The organism is Paenibacillus sp. SRL342 (genome assembly GCF_984798905.1).
The window spans coordinates 4,406,805-4,431,975 of record NZ_OZ481790.1; the positions used below are offsets into that span (position 1 = coordinate 4,406,805).

Below are 25,171 nucleotides of genomic sequence, written 5' to 3' on the forward strand. Positions count from 1 at the left end.
CATATTCCGTGGATTCACGGTACAACAGTATGCTGTACAGCCTATTCGGATCTTGTCATTGGATGTTCAAGATCCACATGGCCCATCAGACTCTCCGTCTGCTGACCATCCACCAGTAAATCAAGTGATTTTACTTCATCAAACTGGAAGAACGTTTGTTTTAGAGCATCCAGTGCATAAGACTCTCCACCTGCTCCAAGACGTGCCGTATCTGGCATATGAATATCCAGCGTAAGAGCTCCATCCTTGAACTGAACAGACTTCAATTCAATTTCTTTAGACCACAGCGGAACAAGTTTAGCGTCTTTGCTCTGTTGCAGTGATTCAAAGGCAGCTTTATATTTGGCATCATCCGATGCGTATGAAATCTCTGCCGAAGCTTTGTGCAACTCCAGTTCTTCTTCATCCGTATAGAATACAGTGATCGTTTTCTTTTCATTACTTTCGGAAGTTGCCGGCTTCTCCGTAGACGTTTCGCTTGGCGGAGTAGTTGTAGTCTCTTCCTCCGAACTGCTTTCCGTCGATTCTGTAGGCGTTGTATTCTCTTCAGGCTCAGCAGTTACCGGTTCGGTAATTGTTTCACCTTCAACCTCGGTTACATTGTTTTCAGTTCCTGCGCCTTGCGTCTGATTCGGAGCAGCTGTTGGCTTGCTTCCACATCCAGCAGCAACTGCCATAACCGTTACCAGCAAGGCTGCAATCCATATTTTCTTGTTCATTCTAACTCCGCCTCCTCAACATAAGGGCTTGTCCCTTATTGAATTCCCAGATACTCCTTGATTCCTGCAACAATCCCTTTGGCAACACTGTTCTGGAAACTCTCCGTGAACAGGGCTGCTTCGTCGCTCTTATTGCTAAGGAATCCACCTTCCAGCAGAACTGCTGGCATTGTCGTTTCACGGGTCACATGGAGACTTGCCGTTTTCACTCCACGATCTTTCAGTCCGGAAGACTGTAAAAGATACTTGTGCATCACTGTAGCAAGTGCTTTGCTGTTGGAGCGTGTATAGAATGTCTCTACACCGTTCGCAGCAGCAGGGCCACTGTTAGCATGAATGGAGATGAAAATATCCGCTTTTATGTCTTGTGCAATCTTCACACGTTCTTTCAATGCCAAAAATGTATCATCGCTGCGCGTTAACACAACGTCCATTTTGGATTCTTTTTTTAACAAGGCTTCCACTTTCAGAGCCATTGCCAGATTGAAGTCTTTTTCACGTTTACCAGTTACACCGATTGCCCCAGGATCCTGATCTCCGTGACCTGCATCGATAACGACAACCTTTTTGCCATTATTTCCAACTGGAGGAGCAGGTGTACCACTTTGATTGTCGAGGTTAATCATAACCAGTCCGGAATCATTTTGCACACTGTACCCTTTTGAACTGGACAGATCGATTACAAAACGAATTGTAGATGGACTGTTGCTGTATAACGAGTAACGAATCTTAGACACATCCGGATAACCGCTAACGACGAGTTGTCCATTCTGGTTGCTGTCTAGAGCCTGTCCTTCACTGAACGAATCAGCAAATGCGGTATTCGGCAAGTCTATAACGATTCGATCTGGTCCTGTCATCGTGAAGACGTTCGGCTTCGAACTTCCGCTTGTTGCAATCATGAAGCGGTTGTCGCTGAAGCTGATGCCGTTCACCAGTACAAGACCTTCTTGATCCGATCCTCCGCCTTCATTGCCAGAGTTCGGAGGTGTGGTTGTCCCGTTTCCGGAACCTGAATTCTGGGTAACTAATGTTACCGTCTTCGTGGTATTGTTCCAACCCACCTTAAGACCCATTTCCTCACCAATAAATCGAAGAGGTACGAGCGTAGTACCATTTTTCACGAGTGGCGGGGCATCCAGGTTTACGTTACTGCCGTTCACCGTTGCCGTCTTCTGTCCAACAATCATCTGCATGGCAGTGTTGTCTTTGCTAATAGTCACCGTTTGCGTTTGCTGCTTCCACTCCACGCTATATCCAAGATTTTCAGACACAACCCGGATCGGAACCATCACCTTGCTGTTGATAATTTCCGCCTTTGCATCCGATGGCTGTACGATTTCTTTTCCGTCTAGGATAATTTTCGTGTCTGTTGCTGCGTGACTATAGCCCGGGAATACGAGCCCAAAGACAAATAACAGTACCAAAAAACCGAACTTCTTCATCCTTCACCCCTACCATTCTCATATTTTTTTGCCGCATGTTGTCATTTTCCAACTCCGACTGACCGCTTGGGCATTACCAGACACCTATTAGACGCCCCTCGCTCTCAAAAGTTGCGAATATATTCCAACATAACAGAAAAAAAACGTTGTCAGATCAAGCTTTTTTTACATTTTAATGTCTTCTTTTTTCCTTATTTATCAAATATACATCTCTAAACAACGTAATACCCTAACCTTCATATTTGCGCACAATTCAATTTACAGTCCCAAAAATTCAACAATTCCGTCCACAATTGCCTGTGCACATTTGTCCTGGTATTCTTCCGTGAGCATGACTGCTTCATCGGTAGGGTTACTTAAAAAACCAAGTTCAAGTAACACAGCAGGCATGGTTGTTTCACGCGTCACATGCAGACTAGCCGTTTTGACCCCACGATCCTTGAGTCCTGTTACCGGCAACACATATTTGTGAAGGGTGTCAGCCAAAGTCTTGCTTTCTTTACGACTGTAGAGCGTTTCAATGCCGTTTGGTACCGGTGTAGTGAATTTGTTTCCATGAATGGATACAAAAACATCTGCCTGATTCAATTCGGCAATATCCACACGCTGTTTGAGCGAAAGTTCTGTATCATCCTGGCGTGTAATGACTGTTTGAATATTTGGGTATTTTTGAAGGATCGCCTGTACCTTCAGTCCTACAGCCAGATTGAAATCCTTCTCATAAGCTCCTGACAAACTCACTGCACCCGATTGACGACCACCATGTCCCGGATCAATGACCACAATCGTTTTGCCATCATTGGTAGGTACTGCCGGTTGGCTTGTCGGTTCTCCACTCGTGGCTGTCAGGTCAACGAGCAAGACATTGTTATCTCCAACAGACCATTTGGCTGTAGCCGTCTGATTCAGATCCAGAACGACACGCACGGTAGAAGGCGATTTACTGAACATGGCATACCGGACTTTGGAAACTATTGATGAATCCGTAACGAGAATCTGTCCACTGCCATCCGGGTTAGAGGCTTGTCCCTGTATGAATTCCTGAGAGAATGTCGCTGAAGGCAGATCAACAATAATTCGGTCTGGCCCACCAATACTGGATACTTTGGGGCTAATATTACCGTTGGTTGCTACAATCAAGCGATCTCCGCTGAAGCTGATGCCTTGAAGTTCTGTCAAACCATCCGGGACAGGTGCCTCGACGGGGTCACTGTCACCTTCCGTTTCAACTACGGGAGGAATACTAAATAGGCTTACTGTCTTGGTTCCATTGTCCCAGCCAACACGCAGACCCATGCCTTCCCCAACAAAGCGTAACGGAACAAGCGTAGTTCCCTGTTTGATCAGTGGGGGCGAATCCAAGTTCACCACGTTTCCATTCACTGTAGCTGCATCTTTGCCAGCCGTCATTTGAATCATGCTGTTTCCTTTTTGAACCTGGACTGACTGAGTTTCCTTCTCCCACTTCACCTTATAACCCAGGTTCTCGGATACAATTCGAATTGGAACCATGACCGTTTTCCCGATATTCTCTGCAGGTGCACCCGTCTGCTGGTTAATGGTTACACCGTCGAGTACAATCGAGGGAGTGGTGTCTGCATGGGCCAAGACTGGGAATAAACATAGGAACAGAAGAAAAACGACTGCTGCCGACCATTTTTTCATACCTCATCCACCATTCTTTTTGTCTTTTGAACATCCGACCTGACTCTCTGCAGCGTAACATCAATGACAATATGTAACCTTCCATAATCTACTAATCAGTTTATCAGAAATTGTCTGATCATCCGGTTACAACGTTGTCATATTTAGTCGGAAACAGAGTGGCGAAAAGCTTACTTTCTTCATTAGTCCAGTTCCCAAAATCATATGGAAATTACATTCCTCATCCATTTTTGCTATGCTGAGTTCAAATACTTGAATACAGGAGATTGAGCCTTGATGCCTAAAATACTGATTGTGGACGATGAAGCAGATCTTCGAAAGCTACTGACTGATTATTTTGAAATTAACGGATATTCCGTGATGACGGCCAAGGACAGCCGGGAAGCGCTGCGGAAAGTGGAAAAACAGCCCGATCTCGTTTTGTTAGATATCAACATGCCTGAACAGAACGGCCTTCAATTATGTGAGAAAATTCGGGACTTCGTCTCTTGCCCGATCTTATTTTTAACGGCCCGAATCGAAGATTCTGATAAAATAGCGGGATTTCGTGCCGGAGGTGATGACTATATTCTGAAACCTTTCAGCATTCGCGAGTTGGGCGCCAGGGTCGAAGCACATATACGCAGGGAACAACGAATCCAAACTAAATCTTCGGTAAGGTTTAGCAATGAATTGGTCATTGATTATACGGCCAGGGAGCTCTACTACCTGGATAAGCGAATTTCACTGCCCAAAAAAGAGTTTGATATTGTCGAATTGCTGTCCACGCATCCTGATATGGTGTTTGGAAAGGAACGCATATACGAAAAGATTTGGGGCATGGACGAGCAAGGCGACAGTAACGTCATCGCAGAGCATATCCGGCGAATTCGCTATAAATTAAAGGAATACGGCTGTGATAATCAAATTGAGACCGTTTGGGGAGTAGGCTACAAATGGCCAAGTTCATGACTAGACTCCTGTTTTTAAAGCGATTGTCCTTACTGCACTCTTTTATGCTGTTGTGTGTGGTCACACTCATTGCCGTGCTGGCCATCATAACCATGGAGTTTGCTTGGGCGGAGAAGCTTCGGCTGCGTTTCGGAGAAACGGATTGGGTGATGCCCTCCCTCGTCACGGCGGTTCTGCTCACCGTAGCGACTGGAATTGTCACCATGGCCGTTTTATTTTACAGATGGAAGCTAAAACGTCCGCTCGAGCTATTAAAACGAGCATCCGAAAACATTTCGGCCAACGATCTAGACTTCCGCATTTCCTATGACAGCCAGGATGAGATGGGCGAGCTGATCGCTCTATTTGAAAACATGCGCTCACAATTGGAAAAAAACCATAAGACACTTTGGCGTTCGGTTGAAGAGCGCAAGCAGATCAATGCTATTTTTGCCCATGATCTGAGAACACCCCTGTCCGTGTTAAAAGGAAACGCCGAGCTTCTCGCCACCTATCTTCCAGAGAAGAAGTTGTCGGAAGAAAAGGTGCTGGAGCTGATCCATACCATGAACCTTCACATCTTGCGTCTGGAGAGTTATACAGAGGCCATGAACTCCATTCAGAGGCTGGAGGATGTGCCGTTGAACATCCAATCGATGGATACGATCTCATTGACGGCTTTGCTGGACGGCAGCGCTGAACAAATCGCGAAACAGTACGGTATACGTTTCGTCTCTTCCGTGGAATATGATAATGCCTCAGTACATGTAGATCCCTATCTCGTCATGCAGATTTTCGAGAATATAGTGGCTAATGGGGCAAGATACGCAGCCAGTCAATTAAACGTTCACTATGACGTGCAGGGGGGCATTATGAAGATTACCGTCTCCGAGGACGGTCCTGGTTTCTCTAACGAAGCCCTGAGTAAGGCTATTCTCCCTTTTTACCGAGACGAAGTATGGGATGCGAGCGAACATCGCGGGCTGGGCCTTTACGTTTGCAAGGTGTTTTGCGAAAAACATGAAGGTAGTCTTCGGATTGCAAACGGTCCTAACGGAGGTGGAAGCGTAACGGCAAGTATTGGGACGCAAGTTGATAAATAGTTGAAAATGATCTGATAACATCTCCTTATCTTGAATTCAAGGAGTGTTATCATGCTAAAACTGAAAAAAAGAATGTATATCACCATTAGCTGTTTGTTGTTATGTACCGCGTGGGCGTCCCCCTTATCCGCCAATGAAGCCAGAGACAGGACAGAAGTTCTGCAGGAGATCGACGAATATATGAATCGGAGCATGAAGGCCAATCACATTAAGGCTGCTTCACTGGCAATTGCCAATAACGATGAGGTCTTTTACGCAAAAGGCTACGGGACATTCGCGGACGGCAAGAAGGTTACGGGCAACACCCCTTTTCCCATTGCTTCACTAAGCAAGTCCTTTACTGCATTGGCTGTTCTGCAGCTAGTGGACAAGAGTCGGATCAACTTGGATGCTACTTACGCTTCCTATTTTCCAGAGCTTTCTCCACAGGACCCCCGCGTTCTTGATATCACGGTTCGTCATTTACTGAATCAGACGAGTGGTCTCAATGACAAGATAAATCCCGATATGACAAAGACTCCGCAATTCCAATCGCTGGCTGAAGCGAACCAATTATTAAACACGGTTCAACTTGCTCATATCCCCGGAACAGCCTACAGCTATCATAATCCCAATTACGTGCTGCTGGCGAACCTCGTGGAAAGTGTTAGCGGAGAGCGCTTTTCGGATTATCTGAAAAAACATATTTTTGAACCACTAGGAATGAATCATACCTTCAGTGTCAGTACAACGCAGCAATTCTATGAGAATAATACTATCCCGCTAGGACATTACCTGAGTTTGGGACGCGCTATAAGTCAATCCGAACCGCTTTGGTTCATTGAGGGCCCCGCCGGCATCGTTTCAACCGCAGAGGATATGTCCCTTTGGATGCTTTCCCAATATAATGGCCGCCTCGTTTCCCCTGTGCTGATGAAACAATATCATGCCGCAGGAGCGATCGGTCCTTACGGCATGGGCTGGCTTGCAAACCAAGATGCGTCTAGCGGCCAAACGATCTCCCACAGCGGCATTTTCTGGACCTACAAGTCAGAAGAACTGGTTTATTTGAACGAGCAAATGGGCATTGCCGTAATGTTTAATTCTGGTATAAACGCTTATGTGAATTACTCGGCATTTATTGATGGAATAGCGGATATCATGAGGGGGCAGGAACCCCAAACCTCGTTTGTAAACGGTCGGAATATGGAAATGATCATGATTGTGCTGATCATCGCTACGGTTGCATGGGGCATCTACGGCTATTTTCGCATACTTCGGAAAAACCACCGCCTAACGATCAGCAAATTGATTATGATCACGGTGGGTAGACTGATCCCGGTTCTAATTCTCTTGTCTCTGTTCCCATTAGTTACATTTATCGGCGGAGGACGTGTGTTGCCTTGGTTTGGCATCTGGACTACCCTATCAACTCCAATCATATGGCTTATGGTATGGTCACTTGTGAACTTCGTGCATTTGGCTTGTTATATCTATGTCTATTTTCAGAATACAAAAAACGACCGTTTGGATTCACCTCAGTAATGGATTTTTAGATTCTCTATTTCGTCGGCTGTTATTGTATCTGTTGAAGTGTTCGGCCAAGAAGGATTAAGAGTTCTATGTATGGCTGACTTATTAAGCTAATTTAGCTTCTGAAATTACAAAAAGCTTCTGTCTCACCGATGGGAACAGGTCCCTTTGGCGAGGCAGAAGCTTTCTTCTATACGATACTTTAGTAATTAACCGAACAGTTTTGCCGCGTGGCGTTGTTCGTAAGCAGCGATCTCATCATCATGTTGAAGAGTCAGACCGATATCGTCCAATCCTTGCAACAGGAATTGACGACGGTGCTCATCCAGATCAAAATCGATATGCAGTCCGTATGCATCAGTAATCGTTTTGTTTTCCAGATTTACATTCATCTCATAGCCTTCATGTGTCGCTGTACGTTGGAACAAGTCTTCAACTTGCTCTTCTGACAACTTGATTGGCAAGATTCCGTTCTTAAAGCAGTTATTATAGAAGATGTCTGCATAAGATGGAGCGATGACACAACGGAATCCATAGTCCAAAATCGCCCATGGCGCATGCTCACGGGAAGATCCACAGCCAAAGTTGGCACGTGAGATCAGGATGGATGCCCCTTCATAACGAGGTTTGTTCATTTCGAAGGAAGCATTATTGTTGCCCTCTTCATCAAAACGCCATTCATAGAACAAAAATTGTCCAAATCCGGTACGTTCAATCCGTTTCAGGAACTGTTTTGGAATGATTGCGTCTGTATCTACATTGACCCGGTCTACCGGTGCAACGATGCCTTGTAATGTTTTGAATTCTTCCATATTAAACGTTCTCCCTTCTGTCTGTTATAGATTAGATCGCTGCTTCTGTTTTGAAATTCCAGTCCCGTACGTCCACAAAGTGACCCTTAACCGCTGCTGCTGCTGCCATTGCCGGGGATACCAGGTGCGTACGTCCTCCGCGTCCTTGGCGTCCTTCAAAGTTACGGTTGGACGTCGAAGCACAACGTTGACCTGGCTTCAATACATCCGGGTTCATTGCCAGACACATACTGCATCCCGCATCACGCCATTCAAATCCGGCTTCCGTAAAGATTTTATCCAAACCTTCTTGTTCAGCCTGAATTTTAACACGTCCTGAGCCTGGTACAACAATTGCTGTAACCTGACTAGATACCGTGTGACCTTTAGCCACTTGTGCTGCTGCACGAAGATCTTCGATCCGTCCATTGGTGCAAGAACCGATAAATACATAGTCAATTGGAATCTCGGCGATTGGTGTTCCCGGTTCAAGTCCCATATATTCAAGCGCTTTTTCAGCCGCTTTGCGTTCGTTTTCAGTAGGCAATTCAGCCGGAACAGGAACTTTCGAAGAAATGTCGGTTCCCATACCTGGGCTTGTTCCCCAAGTTACTTGCGGAATCAATGTCTCCACATCGATTTCAACCACATGGTCGAACTCGGCACCTTCATCGGTTACAAGTTGTTTCCAACCCTCTACCGCTTCATCAAACTTCGCATCCGCTGGTACGTATTCACGTCCACGCAGATATTCAAATGTTGTTTCATCCGGAGCGATCAATCCTGCTCTTGCTCCACCTTCGATGGACATGTTGCAGACCGTCATACGCTCTTCCATGCTCAACTCACGGATGGATTCACCTGTGTACTCAATAACATAACCTGTTGCAAAGTCTGTACCATATTTGGCGATGACTGCGAGGATCATGTCTTTTGCGGTTACACCCGGGTTACGTTTGCCGACAAAACGAACTTCCATCGTTTTGGCTTTTGCTTGTTGCAAACATTGCGTTGCCATAACGTGCTCAACTTCACTTGTTCCGATTCCGAATGCCAGTGCGCCAAACGCACCGTGTGTGGACGTATGACTGTCACCACATACAATCGTTTTACCCGGGTGAGTCAGACCCAGTTCAGGTCCCATAACGTGTACAACGCCTTGATCAATCGTGTCCAGATCATACAATTTCACGCCGAAATCACGACAGTTTTGCGAAAGTGTATCAATTTGTTGTTTGGAGATAGGATCTGTAATGTTGAAACGGTCTTTCGTTGGAACGTTGTGGTCCATTGTCGCAAATGTCAGTTCAGGGCGGCGAACTTTACGTCCGCTGAGACGAAGACCTTCAAATGCCTGTGGAGAAGTTACTTCGTGCACCAGATGCAGATCGATATACAGAATGCTTGGTTTGCCTTCTTCTTGATGAATTACGTGATTTTCCCAAATTTTCTCAAACATCGTTTTTTTACTCATCATTTTCACCTCATTATAAGTTCGGTCCTTGGAAGAGCCTCTGTTTTCTTTAAAAAGTGAAGCTCTTGAATGACATAAATATATCACCCTGTCCTTCATTGTTCCAAGATATAATATCTATAGATGTAATAGCTTTATCCTATAGGGTGGTTTGGGGCAAATACGTACAAATATTGCTGTATGTGGGTTTCTACACCACGATACTACGGTAGTGTCGGGTATGAATATGTAGATTATTGTACAAATCGTCCCCAATCCGTCCCCATCGTCCCCAACTTGACCCCAGCAATTATGCTGGGTTTTGTTCTTTTCAATAAGGTATGTGAACAAAAAAGGCCCGCCAGATTAAACTGGTAGGGCCTTTATGTTTTTAATCGCTTGGAGTCACCATTTATCAATAGAACTTTGCATCAGATGATTAGTGAGGATAATCAAATTTGTAAATTTAAAAATTTTAACTAGTGAACTGATCTTTAATAATATCATTATTTTTGGAACATTATCCCATGGATAAACTAGTAAAGTTTGAACACGTATAGTATCATTAACGTAAAGATATCGTAGGAGCTGAAATACATATGGAACTTGAGTCCCAATCGAAGGTTTATTACGTAGTTCTTGCTGAAGACTTGGCTTCAGTAGGAAGTACTCCAGGTGAAGTAAAAAAGGTAATGATTTATGAGCCCTTCTTTAGAAAAGAGCTAAAATTACCAACTCTGCTGCCATTTACATTTGTTATGGGAGTACTGATAGTAGATCCTTCAAAGAATGCTTTGACAGCTGAGTTCAGAGATCCTGAAGGTAAACCATTAAGCACAATAATCCTAAATGATATTATTTTTAGCGATGAGGAAAATTTGGATGAAATCCAATCATTTAGCGCGAATATTAGTGCCAGTACCTTAGGTTTTGAAATGGAACTATACGGTGAATATAGTTTTGTAGTTCTGCTTAATGGAGAAACTGAATTAGGTAGGGCCAGTGTACTTGTTAAGCCTAAAAGTGATGATGCCAATGAATGATTTTATAAAAAATAATCTATCAAATGATAGTAATTTAGTAGTCATTTCGGGTGGCGTAATGAAAAAGAAAGAAAGTAGTAAAAGTAAGAAGCAGCAGGAATATTTAAATTATTCAGGAATAGCACAAGAGGAAATCTCTGTAGGACACGAATTCGGAAGTGGAGGTGGCGGCGGTATGAATGACGTTCTTCGTAGGCTAGATGATCTTGAGCGTAACCAAAGAGAGTTAAAGCAAACCCTTGATAATATCCCATCAAAAGCTGATTTGAAAAATATGTCTTTAGAATTAAGACTTGCTTTAAAAGAAGACATTGGATCAATACCAAATGAGGATAAAGTCAAAACTATTATGAATGAGCAATTTTCTACCAACAAAATCGCCACAGAAACATTTGTTGATTCAAAAGTAAGCAAAGCAAAATTGTCCATAATACTTTGGTCCGTAGGAATCGGCGTGACTGTCATGGGGACAATACTTACCGCGCTAATGAGAAAGTTAATACCATAATTTAGAATCCCTACTGCAAATATAACAGTAGGGATTCTTTTTATTTGATGATACTTAGGCATCTGCTTCGATCTGTTTCAGGCGCTTGTCCAGGTCGGTAACATTGCCATTTGTCGTTGCAATCAAGGCAAGGAAATTTTTCCTGAGCCGATTAAGGACTACCGCCGTTTCTTCCCTCGTGATCTGTGCCCCCGGACGGGTACCGTCCAAATAACCATTGGCTGTAACCTCTGCCCATGCTGCTTCTGCCCATTTGCTCGACATGTTAATGTCTCTTGTTATCACTGGTTGTGTCATTGGCTCATCCTCCTTGATTTGTAATTTTGACATAGCAACATTAATCTGAGCCTGTGTTGGACGTTGCCCGGATCGGTATTGAGCTGTGGAAAGTCCGAAAGTCATCTGAAAGTGAGGAAGGTCCTTAAAGCTCGTCCAATCGCCACCCCACTCGAAACCTAACTCCTTGCCGATTCCAGCGACCTGCAGCCAGTCAGCCCGCTTGTCTCCATTACCGTCCCGAACAGTATCCCAGCTCACTGCCTTGCCATCAGGCATTAACAGCACAAAGTCCACGGCCACACCAAAGTTATGATAGCTGTATCCACCTCGTGCATTAGTTACGACTTTACCTGGCTTTGTACGACCCTGCGCATACAGACCATCTTGCTCTGCTACAGTCCGCAAACCCTGTGTTATAAGTATTGATATGCCCATAGCAAAAGAGCGCTGTATAAGCCGCTCCGAAGCTGTACGCACGACAGGTAATAAACCAGTCAGCTTGGCAGCAGACTTGCTCATTACATAATCCAATGTGAGTGTCATTACGATTGCACCCCTTTATCGTTATCGTTGCCGCCTTTGCCCTTCAGAACCTCAATGGCTTGTTTAATTACGGCCGGGATAGGCGCTCCCATTTTGCCGCCATTTTCGGTGATGGACAGCAGCTCATTCGCAATATAGAAGAACGCCACCGTATCCCTGAATAAGTGGCCATCACCAAGGATGCCATCCACCAAGTGACCGACAGCCACCATGGCAAAAATAAATACCTTACGGGCGATGCCAAACATCCCGATTTTGCTCCTAAGCTCACCTGACATCCACCCAGCAGCAACACCCGTTAGATAATCAAACACCACGAACACCAACAATACTCCCAACACTCCAGACCAACCCCCAAATAAATAAGACACCGACCAACTACCCACAGCCAAAAGCCATTTCCCCACGTTTTCCAATGTTCTATCCCCGATCTGTATAATATGAAAAGCCCCCTGACCACTCCAGAGGGCACAAAAATAGCGCTCCGATTTCCGGAACGCCTTAAACCTCGAATTTCTTATCTGTGATCTGCTCAAATTCTTCTGGTGTAATTACCCCAAAGGAAACATACTGCTTGAGCTGCAGTTCCTTGGCCCATTTCTTTTCGTAGTAGTATTGGAGTCTTTCAAAGTCAGAATTAAACATTTGCCTCGTCTCCCTTCGATTGTGTTTCCACAGTTAATACTCGTAATTCCAGACCAACAATCTGGCCGCCTAACGCTTCATTTTGTGCCTTTAGGTCAGCGCCTTCCAACTCCCTCATCACAATCTGTTGACCCAAGATTTCATTCTGCTGCTTTAATTCGAGGGCTTCCAGCTCTCGCTGTAAAAGCTGTTCGCCAAGACGATCCAGCTCGGTTGGCTCCGTAGGTAACGGCTTGGTCAACTCGTCAATCTCTGCCTGGCTTAATCCCTCCACCCACAGGTCAGGAAAAGTTTCCTGCGGACCATCCTTCATAGCGCCCTGGTAGGCTTCCCAAGCTGCTAAGTCAAAGCGAGGACGAAACAGGCCAGCAGGAACCGGCACGCCTATGATATACCCCGCAATCTCCCTTTCTTCTTCCTCGTCTTCCGGAATATCAGTCTCGGTAGGCTGTTCAGGCGCTTCGGGATCAAACACCATAGGCTCAGGATCAGCATAAAAAGGGACGACACCGGAAAAGGCATCGTCCACCAACTCGTCCTCCAAATAGAGTCCGTCTGTATTCACTTTAGGTACGGCTTTCATATGACCCCTCCTTTATTGTTCAGCTAGAAATGAAATGTTTTCTAAACTCAGCCAGGTGTTACCGCCTGCAAAGCCTAAGTACACGACTCCATTCGACGCAATTTCCAATGTGGCGGCCACCAGAACGGTGCCATTAGATGTAAGCACACTAAATAGAGTTGCCTTTTGAGGGCGATATCCTTTGGGCAAATTAAAAACGAATGTTCCGGTGTTACTTGTTCCGCTACTAATTAAACCGCGCAAGTGGACTACACCTTGGCTATCTTTGTAATAACCAGCAGGCTGATATGTTGTTGAATAGTTCGTCCATCCATTAAGCAGCGTTGGTGCAATCCATGCGGGAGCGTCCTTCTCAGCCTTTTTCGACTCCAGCACCGATATACGTGTCGTATTCTCATGGAGCGTCCGAACAGTATCCAGCAAAAGAGCCTTTTCATTCTCTGCATATGTTCCGATGAAATCAGCAGATGGATACTTGTCCAGCATCTGGTATGTGACGCTGTAAGCTGCCGAAGGATCGTAGGCGGATAGCACCGCTCGCTCTAGTCCGTATGCATCTAACGTATTCCTTACCCAAGAAGGATCAAATTTTCCGTTTTTAAATAGAGTGAGAATTTTGCTTGTCCGATACTTTAATTTTGTTTGCTCGAAGCCCGGAAAAGCCGAGTTGATGTACGTCCCATAATCACTTATTTGAGGCTTTGCACTCTCACGTAACACAATACCTGTACCAACCTCGACCTGATTAGCTCCCTCAACAAACGTCAATTGCCCCTCAGACGTGATCGGTTCCACGACTGGCGTTGCAAGCTGGTATAGGAGTTGATATGGAGTCCAGTTTGGCGCTAGGGTCGTGGGCACTATACTAGTAGCATCTGCCCAAGTACGTGTTACTCCATCTGATCTCCGTACCCACCACTTTGTTCCTGTACCGTTGTATACGTTGTTTGCAGGCCTATCAGGACTATTACCTGATCCTGTACCCGCCGATCCGTTGAACATTACCCATCCCATGAAATACGCCTTAATCTCCTCTATTGTAGGTGTGTAGGAGTCTCCCCATCCACTATCTGCGTTGGCGAGTGTAACATAATATCTTCCTGTGGCCTGACTGATTGTTCCTAAATCCGCCGATACAGGAATCCCTGAAAAGTTAGGTAAAACGGCTCCATTATATTTGGTCGTATATCCTTGATTTCCGGTTACAGGAAAGTTATAAGAATTCATTTCGATTTGCTTAAATCCTGATGGACTTAATGCAACCGCCCAACCAAGATTGCCATCCAGTACAACCTTACGCCACTTCGCCAATTTATAATACTGCCCATCTCGCTCAAACACCATATCCGGGTTAGCTCCTGTATCTGGATTGGCGTGTAGCTCTGTTTGAAGGGCAAGGATGGCATCTTGACGAGGGACAAAAGTTTTTGCTGTGTTTCCGATGACTAGCATTGGATTTGTGAAAATACGACTTGTACCTGCTTGCCAAGTCCATTTAGTTGAGTCGAATTCATCTGTGTATGCAGTTACCCCCGACAGAACCACACTCAAACGCACAGCAGTAGCAGCCATTTTTATTGTTTTGGATTCCCCCGGCTTAACGAAAATACCCTGAATCCTTGTACCAGCGCTATTGTATGTTGAAATACGCAAGAAGCCTGTAGAGATGACCGGATTGCTCAAGGTATAATCCTGATTACCAATCACATCTATATTGCAAGAAGCGAATGCGTCACTCCCGATTGCAGCAGAAACCAATGTACCAAGCAAGCCATATGGGTCGGTATCGTTGCTTGTATGTCCGGTTTTCGTCCATTCATAAAACGGTGGAATCAAATTCTCCCCGTACCGGATGACATACGGGTTAAGTACCCCATAGATACCGACCTGACTTTGGTAGTTAAGCACTGTCCGGCCTTGTAGCTCCGCCAGCCTGAACGCTGCGTCCTGATCTGCCTGAACTACGCGGATACCTGGTTGGAGTGTAATAGCTGCACGCTCAGGGTTGTCCAATCTGCTCTCAATGTAGTCCTTAACCTCGTCTGCCTTTGCCTGCGCCCCTGCCTTAGATTCCCCGTCCACTCGGACAAACTTCGCATCTGCACCGCTCATTAGGCCGCTGGCTCCGTCTGTCACAGCATCTGGAACCACGTCAGACCCACCAGTAACGTGAGATGATGCATGGGCACCAGGAGTGGCCGTTCCAGTAGCGGTTACCGTTACCTGTTTGGTAGACGGATTCGTTGTAACGGCTATCCCTGTACCACCCACAAAAGTAACTGTATCGGATGGGTCAGAAGCCACAACGTCGTTCACCTGAGCAAAGGCATTCTGATTGACCTCAGCACCTTCAGCAATGCCATCCAACTTTGCATGGTCATCAGCAGTAACGTGAATATCCATATCCGCTGCATGGCTGTCCAGATTCGTTTGTACGGCGTCTGTCTCTGCCTTCCGGGCAATGTCATCCGCTTCTATTGGAGCCGTCACCTTGGCGCGGCCTGCTGCATCACGTTGCATGAGCGTGTCAGGGGTTGCGGCGTTGGTACTGGCATCAGATTTGAGCTTGTCGGCCGCACTCATGAACCCCGCTGCGTTACCCTTTGCGGTTGGGTGTTCATCTGCCCCGCGGGCCTTGTGGGCTGTCAGATCAGCAGAAGCCGCGGCAATAGCAGCCGTCTTAGCTGCATCGGCTTTAGCCTGGGCATCTGCAGGAGTAACCTTGGTGTCCATTTCAGCCTGAACCCGATCAAATCCAATATTGATATTATTAAAATCCTCACTGATCTTTTTGTTGCCCTCCAGGTTCGCGAACCGGTTCGCCATCTGTCTCAGCTCCTTCCAAAAAATTATCTACGTCCATCTTGATTAGCCGAAGTAAACCAAGCTTTCCATCTCGGGTTGGCATTATCTCCAGCAGAGCCTTGAGCACCTGGGGTACTTCGTTTGCAATGTCCTCAACGTCAATTGCTAGTTCTAATACTTTCTTAATCTTCATCAAACTCACCCTCCCGTAACGTAAAATCAGATTGAGTCCAAGCCTCCCCGCAAGTAGCACAGCGTGGCTGTTGATCAGGGAAGGGATCAGCCTGTGGTGGAATCCCTTTAGATTTCAAAATACTTTCAAAAATCTGTTCATTTGCCCGGACAGTCTTGTGCAAAACAAAAACAGACGTGCCACAAAATCCGCAGCACGCCAATGGTTTATTATAGATAATACCGTTCACTTCCAAGACGTCATCCCCTTTCTGAGCAACAAAAAAGAGCCCATGCATATGGACTCTCATTTGGATCTATTTATTTGGCAAAACTATCTTAACCTCACCATCGTTACTAAAACTTAGCTTTGTGAGATCAACATTAACTTCAAGTTCTTTCCAGTCTTTTGGTACTTGGTAAACCAGAGTACCTCTGATTTTTTTTCCTGCGGCCAAAGCACCATCCATCGTCTTTTCCGAACCTTTTAACGCATGACCTGTTATGTCTTCATTAATAGAGAAACCATCTTGATATGCATCGAACATGATCATTGAACTAATCGTGTAGTCTTTTTCAGAGATGTTCTCAATTAACAGACCTACCGAAACGAATTCGTTTCCTTCTTCAGGAGTAACAAACATATTATCGCTTTTTGGTTTAGTCAAACTTTCAACAGAAACCTTAAAATTCTTGGTTTGAATACCTGTTCCGATCTCTGTAATTGCAAGTTCTTTTGGCTCTTCCTTAACAGCCTCTTTCTTTTCAGTTGTTGAAGTTGAAGATGTCTTCTTTGCTTCAGCAGTAACAGGCTTTGCCTCATCGTCTTGCATATTTGATCCAAAAACACCTACAACGAAAATGATAATCAACCATACCCACCATTTTTTGTACCATGGTTTCTTGTTCACACCATAACCCCCACTATATTCCTATTATATAGGAATATAGTACCATGCATAACTGGATGTGTTAAGTGTTATTTTGGAATTATTTGTCGCTTACGCCAGATAGGCTACTTAATTGCAGCCAATGCCTCGTCGATCAGCTTCAGTTCAGCTTGTGCATCATCCACCAATTTTTGATACTCATCAACTTTTTGTTTAGCCAGAGCGGTAACGTCGTCTTGTCCAGCAGCTTTAATGGCTTCGTATTCTTTAGTGACCTTCTCAAGACCAGCTACGGCAGGTGCAAGTACGAGATTCTTTGTGCTATCTCTAAGATCCTCTAAGCTTGATTTCGATCCCCCAAAGTATTTATTTGGCTGGGCAGGTGAAACAGGCTCTGCACTAACTGAGCCATTGTTCTCATTAGTATTTGAAGTAATACTTATTGTCTTACCACTCACTTTCACATCAGCTCCTAAAGCTTCGGACAATGCGCGCGCTGGTACATTTGCTCGGGAATCAATAACTGCTCCCTTGTCCGACAATTTTTCACCATCCACAATGACTGTGTATTCTCCAGTCACCTTTTTCCCCACCATACTCTTAACTGTATCCGCAAATGCCCCTGCTGATGTCGAAAAAACCACACCGATAATGATACCACCAGCAATATATGCAACTTTATGTGCAAACTTCTTCATGACTCTACCTCCGTATTAGTGCTATTTTCCTATTATTCTACATTAGGGAGTAGAGGTCGTAAAGGTTCCGCCACCAGTATTCGGTAGGTTTGCAGAATTGCCGTGGTTATGATTACTTGTAGTTACTGTGTGTCTATGGTTGCTTAGTGTGAAATTCAATGTGTTTATTTGATTCTGAAGAGATTGTATTTGACTCTGTAACCCACTTATATCTGAAATATCCAAGCCATTCACTGCCCCACCAAACGTCACAGCACCTTGTAGGCGAATTGGGTTTGCGTTGCTGTTTGATCCTAGCCACAGATTATTACTGAATATAGTCAGCTGCCCACTAGATTCATAGGAGTTGATCTCTCCCACGGATGACCCGTTGGTATCTCTCCAAACTACCGCAGCAACAGAGGAATCAGTTGAGGTGGCAATCTGTACACGATTACGCCCATTGGAATCATAGGATCGGAAGCCAGCCGTATCGATCTCAATTCTTCTTCCGCTATTTGCTGTTTTCAGGACCGAACCAATGATGGTTGAACCGTTGATGTTACCACCATTGATCTGCCCTCCTGTGATGACTGCTGCCGTGATCGTGCCACTAAACTCCCCGCCAACCGCAACCATATGGCCGGACTCGTTGACGGAAAATGAACTGCCAATCTGGATGCTACCGCCGACAATGCGACCACCAGATACTGTACCACTGAATGTCCCGTCAACACCTTGAAGCGTTCCAGTAAAGACCCCATCCGTGGCTTCTAGCGTCCCGTTAAACTTATACCTTCTACTTGGGATGTCAAAATAAATAGCATCTTGTCCGTCAACCTGGAACGACATCTTATCACTGTTCAGAATCACCTTACTGGCATGGTCCTCGCGCTCAATGGTCAGTCCCTCAGTACGGGTAATGGTTGCACCGTAATAGGACTTACCTTCCTTCACAGCTTCCTTGTTCAGCTTATTGACAGCGGTTGTTAACGTGCCATCCACCACAAATTCACTTTGCTGCTCCGATACAGAAGGTGCTTCTAACGTCATCCGTAGACCACCAGCAAAGTTGAACACTTGATGAAGAATGACCGTCTTGTATCGCATGATGCCATCCCACGGAATATGTGTATCCTGCCATGTCGATACCGTCTCGTCCCAGGTTGTGCCTTCCTGCTGTTCAAACCCGATGACGTCACCCTGTTCTAGCTGTGGGAATCCCCTAGCGTCCATTGTGAGCGGCAGATAGGAGAACCCGTTCAAAGCTGCTAGAAGGCCGTTTGTGACCGCCTGTGTAGCAAAGGGATTTTCCACATAGAGCGTATGGTTATCATCACCTGTCCCAGCTTCATACTTCAATTCATCTTCGGTGTTGTAGGTGACCACAACCCGTGTGTATGTCTTCACTGGATTGGTTTGCTTCACCTGTACGTAATCAGCCGTAGTCATATCGAACACAGGAGTATCAGCAGCCGTGAACCGTTTGAATTTCACGGTACCCGCCTTGTCGATGTAAATGCTGGCACTATTCGCAGAAGCAATATAGGACAGCACCTGACGCATACTGTACCCCGCTGGCCCTGCCTGTATCTGATACGCTGGATTGATCACCACGCTGCTGTCATACGTCCATCCAAGCCGGTTGCAAATCTCATTGAACACAGCACGTTGCGTGGTCGGATACGTCAAGGATGATATGTAAGCCACATCCGCAAAAACCAGCTTGTCATAACAGGTAAAGGTCCATACGTCATTGATCTTCTCTCGGCCATCAACAAAGAACTCTCCCAGCGGAAGCCAGTCCGTTCCGTCCCCTGTCCAAGACACATGCATATCCTGCCATGGGTACTGCGCTTGTAGCCAAGTCATCCCCGCCATGGATAAGGACAGGTACGGCACGATTCGCGCATTTGCCGGGATGATTTCATTCGTTCGCAACCTGATCGTAAGTTTGCTCGGAATGGCCGTTCCGATCTCAAAGCCATCGTTCAGGCTCAAGCTATTTTCAATACTAAAGTCCACAATTTTACTGCTATCATATTCCTCTGACTGTACCAGGGCTTTAACGATAAATTCCCTGTCCGGTCGTCTTAAATAATCCGTGTAGAGCGGCGATATTGGATACATGTGATCACCTCTCTGTCAACGTCAATTTGAGCCCGGACCAGTATATCACGCCGCCACTCATCACACTGAAGGGTGCAGGCCGATTGCCGACATACATCCGCTTCGTTTCGTGCTTGCCAGTTTGTGGGTCCGGGTAGGTAAAATCAAAAAACACATTGGACATGGCTTGTAGGATGGAGGACATTTCAGCCCAGGTCAGCATCCCCCAAGCCATGTCGATCTGCCGTTTGACTGCTATCCGGTCCCGGTTCAGCGTGCCGTTTGCTGTACGAACGGATGAATTAGCGTCATCCAAGTCAAGCACCGTCACCTGATACGTGGAGGGATAAGCGGCAATTTCCTGACCATTAATTTTTATTTCCAACTGTAATCCCTCCTATGTCGTTAATGGCGAACGGCCTGTACGCCTTGTAATGTCGTTTATGGCACTTACAGCAGCACGCCCCAGCTCCGTACCATTGAGCTGTATGACAGTCTGTTTGTCATTGTTCCGTATGGCATCCAAGATCATGGATAGAAGTTCAACCATAGGCTGATTGTTGCCGCCAATCATGTCTTGAAGCTTGGACAGCGGCGACACGACTTCTGGGTCAACGGAAGCGCCCCGGTTATCCCCGACCATGGCAAGCGTTGGACCATAGGCCAAACCACCTTTCGCCAGTTTCGGTATCTTCGGAAGATTAGGAAGGCCGACACTGCCCCCGCCCACTTTATTTCCGAATATCTCGAATTCCGGAATGGTAACGCTAAGGCTGTTAAACCCTCCGATTACCTTGTTAATTCCGTCAATGATCAAATTCAATGGCGCTTTAACCAAGCCATACAATGAATCGAAAATGCCACCGAAGATGTCTTTGACACCGTTCCAGGCCTTTTTCCAATCACCCGTAAATACGCCTGCAACAAAATCAATGATCCCGCCAAGCGTTTTCAGCAGACCCTTGATGATGTCGCCTACGCTTTTAACTACAGTGGTGACAATGTTCAATACGATATTGAACCCCTTGGTAAAGCTCGGAGCCAGCTTGTCAATAATGTAGCTGATTAATGGAACAATGAACTTGTTGTAGATATCCAGCGCCGCCGCTACCAGCTTCATGACAACCTCGCCCACTTGCTTAATGATCCCTTTGAGCGTACCGTCCCAAATTTCATTCAGCTTTTTGAGGAACGGCTCTATGATCGGTTTCAGGATATCGTCCCATAGCTTCTGGAACAACTTTCGTGTGGATTCCATCATCTCAGATATCTTGTCAAGGATATCCTTCCCATACTTATTCCATAGGTCCTTAACGATCTGGAGCGTATCCAAGACAATTTTCTTGATCAGGTCAAAGACGGGTTTCAACACCGTGTTATAGATATCATTGATCATGTCTACGGCCCATTTGAATGTCTTGGCCGCTTCCTCAAATGCTTTCACCAAAACGTCTGTAAAGATCGGCACCAGCGTATCAATGATCTTTGCGGCAATAGGAATGATGAATTCATTTAATGCATAATCCACAAATGGTTTAATTGTGCCATTCAGCAAGTTATCAAATGCATCACCGATCTGTGGAATGATGTCCAAGAACAAATCCCTGAACTTCTCCAGTGCCGGATTCAACGTACCAGCCCACAAATCGTTGATGTGATTGACTGCGTTATCAAACGTTTTTGCGAATGTGTCAATCGCCCAGACCAGTGTATCCGTGAAGATCGGGACAAGTGTCTCGGTCAATGTAGCCGATATAGGAATGGCAAATTCATTAAGCATGAAGTCGGTGAATGGGTTAAGCGTCCCATCCAGCAAGCTTTGTAACGATGCTGCAATGAGCGGCATGTTAGTAACAAATGCGTTCTTCACCTTATTAAGACTCGGCAACCACACAGTATCCCATAGCTTAATGGATTGATTAGTTGAATTCTCGAATGTCCGATCAAGCAAATCAAACGCCCACACGATCTGATCCGCAATCACCGGGGCGAAAGACTTCACAAACCCACCAACAATAGATGGGATGAAATTCCCTAAAATGTATTTTGCCATCGGTACCAGGACGCCATCTTTGAGCCGTTGGAAAGTTTGGCCCATATTGTCAATGGACTTACCAATAGGGCCCATCATGTCCACAAAAGGCTGGAAAGCCGGAGCGATTCCCGCCCAGCCTGCGGATATGAAAGACCAAGCTTGAGCAAAACGAGATTTGATGTCTTCCAGGAAAGCGGCCACTTGCTGCTTGATCGGGTCCACCTCAATGGATGGTGTTCCCAAGTCCAAGTCACCAAACCCAGCCAAACCGCCCAAGCCCCCGCCTATTCCTTTGCCAGCTCCAGCAGCTTTAGAACCTGCATCATCCAGAGCGGACGCCGCGGACTGAGCAAGTGTATTGAGCTGATCGAATCCGGCCAGACTGCCCTTCATGTCTTTTCCGGCTTTCTTCGCCTTCTTGGCTGACTTCTCAGCCGCTTTCCCTGTATCTTCTACAGCAGGAGCTGCCGCGGCCGCTGCATCCCCCATGCCGCCCATGGCATCGGTAGCCACTGTCATTCCGGCACCACCAGCGTTCACGGCATCACCAAAGACCAGTTCCGTAAATGCCTTGAAATAGGCTGCTGCAATCTGCAACTTAGCTATAACCCAATTGAGCCCTTTTACGATAGGGGCCAATATGTTGATAAAGCCCGCACCCATCGTGCCTTTAAAGATGTTCCACTGTTCGCCCATGATTCGAATCTGGTTCGCCCATGATTGGCCGTTACGGGCAAAGTCACCCTGAGCATCGGCCGTTACCTGTAGCAAGTAGCCATACCGAAGCATGGCCTGTTCCGATTGTGTCATGGATAGCCATGATTTCGTGATGCCCTGGGACATCGCGTAGGCTTCCATATTGACCACGGACATATTGACACCCAATTGCTTCAGTGGCTCAGTTTCACCGACCATACCTGAGAACACTTTGTAATAAGCATCGTCTGTTTTCAGGTTATAAAAAGAAGCCATGTCAGCAGACAATTCCGTCAATTTAACGGACATCTGTTTCATGGCTTCTCCTGTGATTCCCGAACTTTTCAACATTGCACCCATAGTGGATGCATATTTCTTCCCTGCCAGCTCCGACAAACCAAAGTCGTCAATCAGGTTAGTGGACCAGTTGTTAATTTGGCTGGTCATTGCACGGAACGTAACGTTCACCACGTTTTGCACTTCCGCCAGATCCGATGCCAGGTTGATGGCTTCCTCGCCGAATTTCTTTATGCTGTGAACCGCAAAGGCTCCAGCAATGATGCCGCCAAGGCCCCTAAAGGCCCCGCCGACAAGGTTGGTAGCTGTGCCAGCGATTCCGTTAAGTTGACTTTGAAACGGCCCATAATTGAGTCCTAGGTCTAAATCTACCCGTCCTGCGCTAGCCATCTACCCACCCCCAAACATCCGGGCCATTGCCGCTTCCAGACTCTTCATCTCCTGATCTAACTTCTCAGGATCAGTCAACTTCTGGTTTGCTTGCCGTTTACGCCAGTCATTGTAAATGCGGCGCTGATCCGCACTGAAACCCTTGATCGTCTTCGGGTCCTTCTCCGCTCGGATGGTTACGATGCTTCCCAATGGTGTATCCGGCATAAGGCCCCCAACCAATGTGCAAAATTCTTCCCACGGCATGTCTCCGTGCTGCCGGATGCGGATACCGTACTGTTTGGCAAGACTGGCTTCAATTAAAGACCAGTCCTCGCGCAAATCGTACCAGTTTTCCGGCGCGGCACTATTGTCGAAATCGGGCGGCGGCTTCCTCGTAGGATAGGCCCTGCATGGCTGCAACCAGACCAGACATAAGCACTTTCAAGTTTTCGACGCTCATTTTTCTCACACCGATTTCAGTAACGGCCTTCTCGCCCAAAGACCCTTCGATTGCGTTCAGGAGTCCTTTCACGGATGCGTCATTTGCCAGTTCTTCAAAACCCAATACAGCTTCAACGGAATTGTTGATTGGATACTTTTTGTTTCCGATCTGAATGGATGCTACCTCGTCTGTTGCAAATTTATCTGTAAGATTAATAATGTTGGCCATCTTAAAATCCCCCTTGGTTTATGAGTTATGGTGTGGTTGGTGCTATCTCAAACTCCGGCTTACCGTCAGACAGCAGCTCGAATTCCAGACCGTCAATGTTCGTACTGTCGCCGCCTGCTGGTGTGGTCAAGTTAATAACGCAATTCATGGTCAGCTTCGCACCGGAAGGCATGGTCCATTCAAATACCGTTTCCACCTGTTGACCCGTCCCCAACATCAAACCTGCAATGTAATCATTACCTGGATCGCCATAGTTCCGCTTCCCACTGAAACTGAACGACAAGGATTTACCTGTTACCGCACGTCTTGTCCAGCCCGCTTGGTCCATCGAACTCCATTCTTCGGTATTACCGTCGATGGCTGGCGCGAAATTCTCCAGATCCTTGATCATCATCATTTCTGAATCTGTGGAAGCACGGCCCTTGATACCTACTTTGAAAATATTGTTATGAACCGGAAATACGCCCGTTGTCGGCATTCCATTCCCCTACCTCTCGTAATAAATCTTTGTCTCAATCACGTATTCGTAAGTCCCTGCATCATCCGTGCCCACATCAATAGGCCATGGTGTCCGCATCTCAAAGGCAATGACACGATGGCCCGCAATCTCACCATCGGTACGACCAAATAGCGCAGCATAGACCTCATGGGCCTTACGCTCCGCTGTATCTGCATTCTTTGACCAGTGAACCAGGATGGATATGGACTTGCTGGCATAGCTGGTGTTCTCCAGCCCTCCGATGGCAATGTAAGGTTGTCCGGTGTTCAAGTTGTAAATCCCAACGGACTGTTCCTTTTTGCCGTCGATCTTGCCAATGTACCAATTTGGGGAATCGATCTGTGTTTTCAGCCAATCCCGAATCTCGGACAGCATCATTTGATGAACCCACCCCCAAACTTCTTGACCAGCTTTTCAAACGTCTTGCGTATCCAACCCTTCTGCTCTTGTTGCCAAGCTTCCAGCCACAACCCTTGGGCGTTGGCGTTCTTATCCCTGCGGAAGTTGTATTCTGGGTGCCAGTATAGACGGCGTGCGTACGGCGTGTCATAGACAATCTTGACCTGGCCCTTTTTCAGCCCCGTTTTGTCTACCCAGGCGCTTCGCTCCAACTCACCTGTCTGCTTCGGAACAACAGCAGCATTGGCAATCTCGGTCAAAATGCTCTGTTCCTTCCCGTTCGCTACGACTTCAAGCGCCTTGATCGGGGCATTTGCAAGCTCCCGCATAGC

General features: G+C 46.3%; 27 protein-coding genes. 5 read left to right on the forward strand and 22 right to left on the reverse strand.

What is annotated here, in order from left to right:
* Window positions 1-41: 41 nt before the first annotated feature.
* From AC4E8D_RS19200 to AC4E8D_RS19210, 3 genes are all read right to left on the reverse strand, one after another.
* The gene (locus tag AC4E8D_RS19200; protein ID WP_490205084.1) at window positions 42-719 is read right to left on the reverse strand and encodes a GerMN domain-containing protein; all 678 of its coding nucleotides are present in this window, start codon (window positions 717-719) and stop codon (window positions 42-44) included.
* A 35-nt stretch (window positions 720-754) separates the two neighbouring features.
* Entirely contained in the window at window positions 755-2,164 is a 1,410-nt protein-coding gene (locus tag AC4E8D_RS19205; RefSeq protein ID WP_490205085.1) for an N-acetylmuramoyl-L-alanine amidase family protein, read from the reverse strand.
* 258 nt (window positions 2,165-2,422) lie between these two features.
* A complete protein-coding gene (locus AC4E8D_RS19210) occupies window positions 2,423-3,829 on the reverse strand; it encodes an N-acetylmuramoyl-L-alanine amidase family protein (protein ID WP_405117806.1) in 1,407 nt (468 codons plus the stop codon).
* A 276-nt stretch (window positions 3,830-4,105) separates the two neighbouring features.
* Here AC4E8D_RS19210 and AC4E8D_RS19215 point away from each other — a divergent pair, with 276 nt between their 5' ends.
* Genes AC4E8D_RS19215 through AC4E8D_RS19225 form a run of 3 tightly spaced genes read left to right on the forward strand, consistent with a single transcriptional unit; the run spans window position 4,106 to window position 7,386 of the window.
* On the forward strand, window positions 4,106-4,780 hold the full coding sequence (locus tag AC4E8D_RS19215) for a response regulator transcription factor (protein WP_405117807.1): 675 nt from the start codon (window positions 4,106-4,108) through the stop codon (window positions 4,778-4,780).
* Entirely contained in the window at window positions 4,777-5,862 is a 1,086-nt protein-coding gene (locus AC4E8D_RS19220) for a HAMP domain-containing sensor histidine kinase (protein ID WP_490205086.1), read from the forward strand. Before AC4E8D_RS19215 ends, AC4E8D_RS19220 begins: the two co-directional genes overlap by 4 nt.
* Window positions 5,863-5,913: 51 nt before the next feature.
* Window positions 5,914-7,386 carry a serine hydrolase domain-containing protein gene (locus AC4E8D_RS19225; RefSeq protein ID WP_490205087.1) on the forward strand — a complete coding sequence of 491 codons (1,473 nt, stop codon included), beginning with the start codon at window positions 5,914-5,916 and terminating at the stop codon, window positions 7,384-7,386.
* A gap of 197 nt (window positions 7,387-7,583) precedes the next feature.
* Here the strand turns inward: AC4E8D_RS19225 and leuD are convergent, their stop codons facing one another.
* Window positions 7,584-8,186, reverse strand: coding sequence for a 3-isopropylmalate dehydratase small subunit (gene leuD, locus AC4E8D_RS19230; protein WP_036607574.1), 603 nt, complete (start codon window positions 8,184-8,186; stop codon window positions 7,584-7,586).
* Window positions 8,187-8,217: 31 nt separating this feature from the next.
* The gene (leuC, locus tag AC4E8D_RS19235) at window positions 8,218-9,639 is read right to left on the reverse strand and encodes a 3-isopropylmalate dehydratase large subunit (protein WP_036607575.1); all 1,422 of its coding nucleotides are present in this window, start codon (window positions 9,637-9,639) and stop codon (window positions 8,218-8,220) included.
* Between the two features lie 578 nt (window positions 9,640-10,217).
* Here leuC and AC4E8D_RS19240 point away from each other — a divergent pair.
* Window positions 10,218-10,661, forward strand: coding sequence for a hypothetical protein (locus AC4E8D_RS19240; RefSeq protein WP_490205088.1), 444 nt, complete (start codon window positions 10,218-10,220; stop codon window positions 10,659-10,661).
* Window positions 10,654-11,169 carry a hypothetical protein gene (locus AC4E8D_RS19245; protein WP_490205089.1) on the forward strand — a complete coding sequence of 172 codons (516 nt, stop codon included), beginning with the start codon at window positions 10,654-10,656 and terminating at the stop codon, window positions 11,167-11,169. The genes AC4E8D_RS19240 and AC4E8D_RS19245 overlap by 8 nt, the downstream gene beginning before the upstream one ends.
* A 54-nt stretch (window positions 11,170-11,223) precedes the next feature.
* On the opposite strand, the gene AC4E8D_RS19250 is transcribed toward AC4E8D_RS19245, so the two are convergent.
* From AC4E8D_RS19250 to AC4E8D_RS19330, 17 genes are all read right to left on the reverse strand, one after another.
* The gene (locus AC4E8D_RS19250; RefSeq protein WP_490205090.1) at window positions 11,224-11,991 is read right to left on the reverse strand and encodes a M15 family metallopeptidase; all 768 of its coding nucleotides are present in this window, start codon (window positions 11,989-11,991) and stop codon (window positions 11,224-11,226) included.
* Window positions 11,991-12,407, reverse strand: a complete 417-nt coding sequence (locus tag AC4E8D_RS19255) for a phage holin family protein (protein WP_490206495.1) — start codon at window positions 12,405-12,407, stop codon at window positions 11,991-11,993. Before AC4E8D_RS19255 ends, AC4E8D_RS19250 begins: the two co-directional genes overlap by 1 nt.
* Before the next feature lie 85 nt (window positions 12,408-12,492).
* Window positions 12,493-12,636 carry an XkdX family protein gene (locus AC4E8D_RS19260; RefSeq protein WP_490205091.1) on the reverse strand — a complete coding sequence of 48 codons (144 nt, stop codon included), beginning with the start codon at window positions 12,634-12,636 and terminating at the stop codon, window positions 12,493-12,495.
* Complete coding sequence (locus AC4E8D_RS19265) at window positions 12,629-13,219, reverse strand: hypothetical protein (protein ID WP_490205092.1); 591 nt, start codon at window positions 13,217-13,219, stop codon at window positions 12,629-12,631. The genes AC4E8D_RS19260 and AC4E8D_RS19265 overlap by 8 nt, the downstream gene beginning before the upstream one ends.
* A gap of 12 nt (window positions 13,220-13,231) precedes the next feature.
* Window positions 13,232-16,045 carry a hypothetical protein gene (locus AC4E8D_RS19270; protein WP_490205093.1) on the reverse strand — a complete coding sequence of 938 codons (2,814 nt, stop codon included), beginning with the start codon at window positions 16,043-16,045 and terminating at the stop codon, window positions 13,232-13,234.
* Complete coding sequence (locus AC4E8D_RS19275) at window positions 15,999-16,217, reverse strand: hypothetical protein (protein ID WP_490205094.1); 219 nt, start codon at window positions 16,215-16,217, stop codon at window positions 15,999-16,001. The genes AC4E8D_RS19270 and AC4E8D_RS19275 overlap by 47 nt, the downstream gene beginning before the upstream one ends.
* Window positions 16,207-16,452 (reverse strand): hypothetical protein, encoded by a 246-nt coding sequence (locus tag AC4E8D_RS19280; RefSeq protein WP_490205095.1) that lies wholly within the window; start codon window positions 16,450-16,452, stop codon window positions 16,207-16,209. The genes AC4E8D_RS19275 and AC4E8D_RS19280 overlap by 11 nt, the downstream gene beginning before the upstream one ends.
* Before the next feature lie 60 nt (window positions 16,453-16,512).
* Window positions 16,513-17,106, reverse strand: a complete 594-nt coding sequence (locus tag AC4E8D_RS19285; RefSeq protein WP_490205096.1) for a DUF4352 domain-containing protein — start codon at window positions 17,104-17,106, stop codon at window positions 16,513-16,515.
* 104 nt (window positions 17,107-17,210) lie between these two features.
* The gene (locus AC4E8D_RS19290) at window positions 17,211-17,783 is read right to left on the reverse strand and encodes a stalk domain-containing protein (RefSeq protein WP_490205097.1); all 573 of its coding nucleotides are present in this window, start codon (window positions 17,781-17,783) and stop codon (window positions 17,211-17,213) included.
* A gap of 42 nt (window positions 17,784-17,825) precedes the next feature.
* The gene (locus AC4E8D_RS19295; protein ID WP_490205098.1) at window positions 17,826-19,892 is read right to left on the reverse strand and encodes a hypothetical protein; all 2,067 of its coding nucleotides are present in this window, start codon (window positions 19,890-19,892) and stop codon (window positions 17,826-17,828) included.
* Between the two features lie 4 nt (window positions 19,893-19,896).
* Window positions 19,897-20,256 (reverse strand): DUF6711 family protein, encoded by a 360-nt coding sequence (locus tag AC4E8D_RS19300; protein ID WP_490205099.1) that lies wholly within the window; start codon window positions 20,254-20,256, stop codon window positions 19,897-19,899.
* A 12-nt stretch (window positions 20,257-20,268) separates the two neighbouring features.
* The gene (locus AC4E8D_RS19305) at window positions 20,269-23,289 is read right to left on the reverse strand and encodes a phage tail protein (protein ID WP_490205100.1); all 3,021 of its coding nucleotides are present in this window, start codon (window positions 23,287-23,289) and stop codon (window positions 20,269-20,271) included.
* Complete coding sequence (locus tag AC4E8D_RS19310; RefSeq protein WP_490205101.1) at window positions 23,290-23,691, reverse strand: Gp15 family bacteriophage protein; 402 nt, start codon at window positions 23,689-23,691, stop codon at window positions 23,290-23,292.
* A complete protein-coding gene (locus tag AC4E8D_RS19315; RefSeq protein WP_490205102.1) occupies window positions 23,636-23,941 on the reverse strand; it encodes a hypothetical protein in 306 nt (101 codons plus the stop codon). The genes AC4E8D_RS19310 and AC4E8D_RS19315 overlap by 56 nt, the downstream gene beginning before the upstream one ends.
* A gap of 25 nt (window positions 23,942-23,966) precedes the next feature.
* Window positions 23,967-24,419, reverse strand: coding sequence for a phage tail tube protein (locus tag AC4E8D_RS19320; RefSeq protein ID WP_490205103.1), 453 nt, complete (start codon window positions 24,417-24,419; stop codon window positions 23,967-23,969).
* Between the two features lie 9 nt (window positions 24,420-24,428).
* Window positions 24,429-24,818: a minor capsid protein gene (locus AC4E8D_RS19325; protein WP_490205104.1), complete on the reverse strand. Its 390-nt coding sequence runs from the start codon at window positions 24,816-24,818 to the stop codon at window positions 24,429-24,431.
* The gene (locus AC4E8D_RS19330; protein WP_490205105.1) at window positions 24,815-25,168 is read right to left on the reverse strand and encodes a hypothetical protein; all 354 of its coding nucleotides are present in this window, start codon (window positions 25,166-25,168) and stop codon (window positions 24,815-24,817) included. The genes AC4E8D_RS19325 and AC4E8D_RS19330 overlap by 4 nt, the downstream gene beginning before the upstream one ends.
* Window positions 25,169-25,171: the final 3 nt, after the last annotated feature.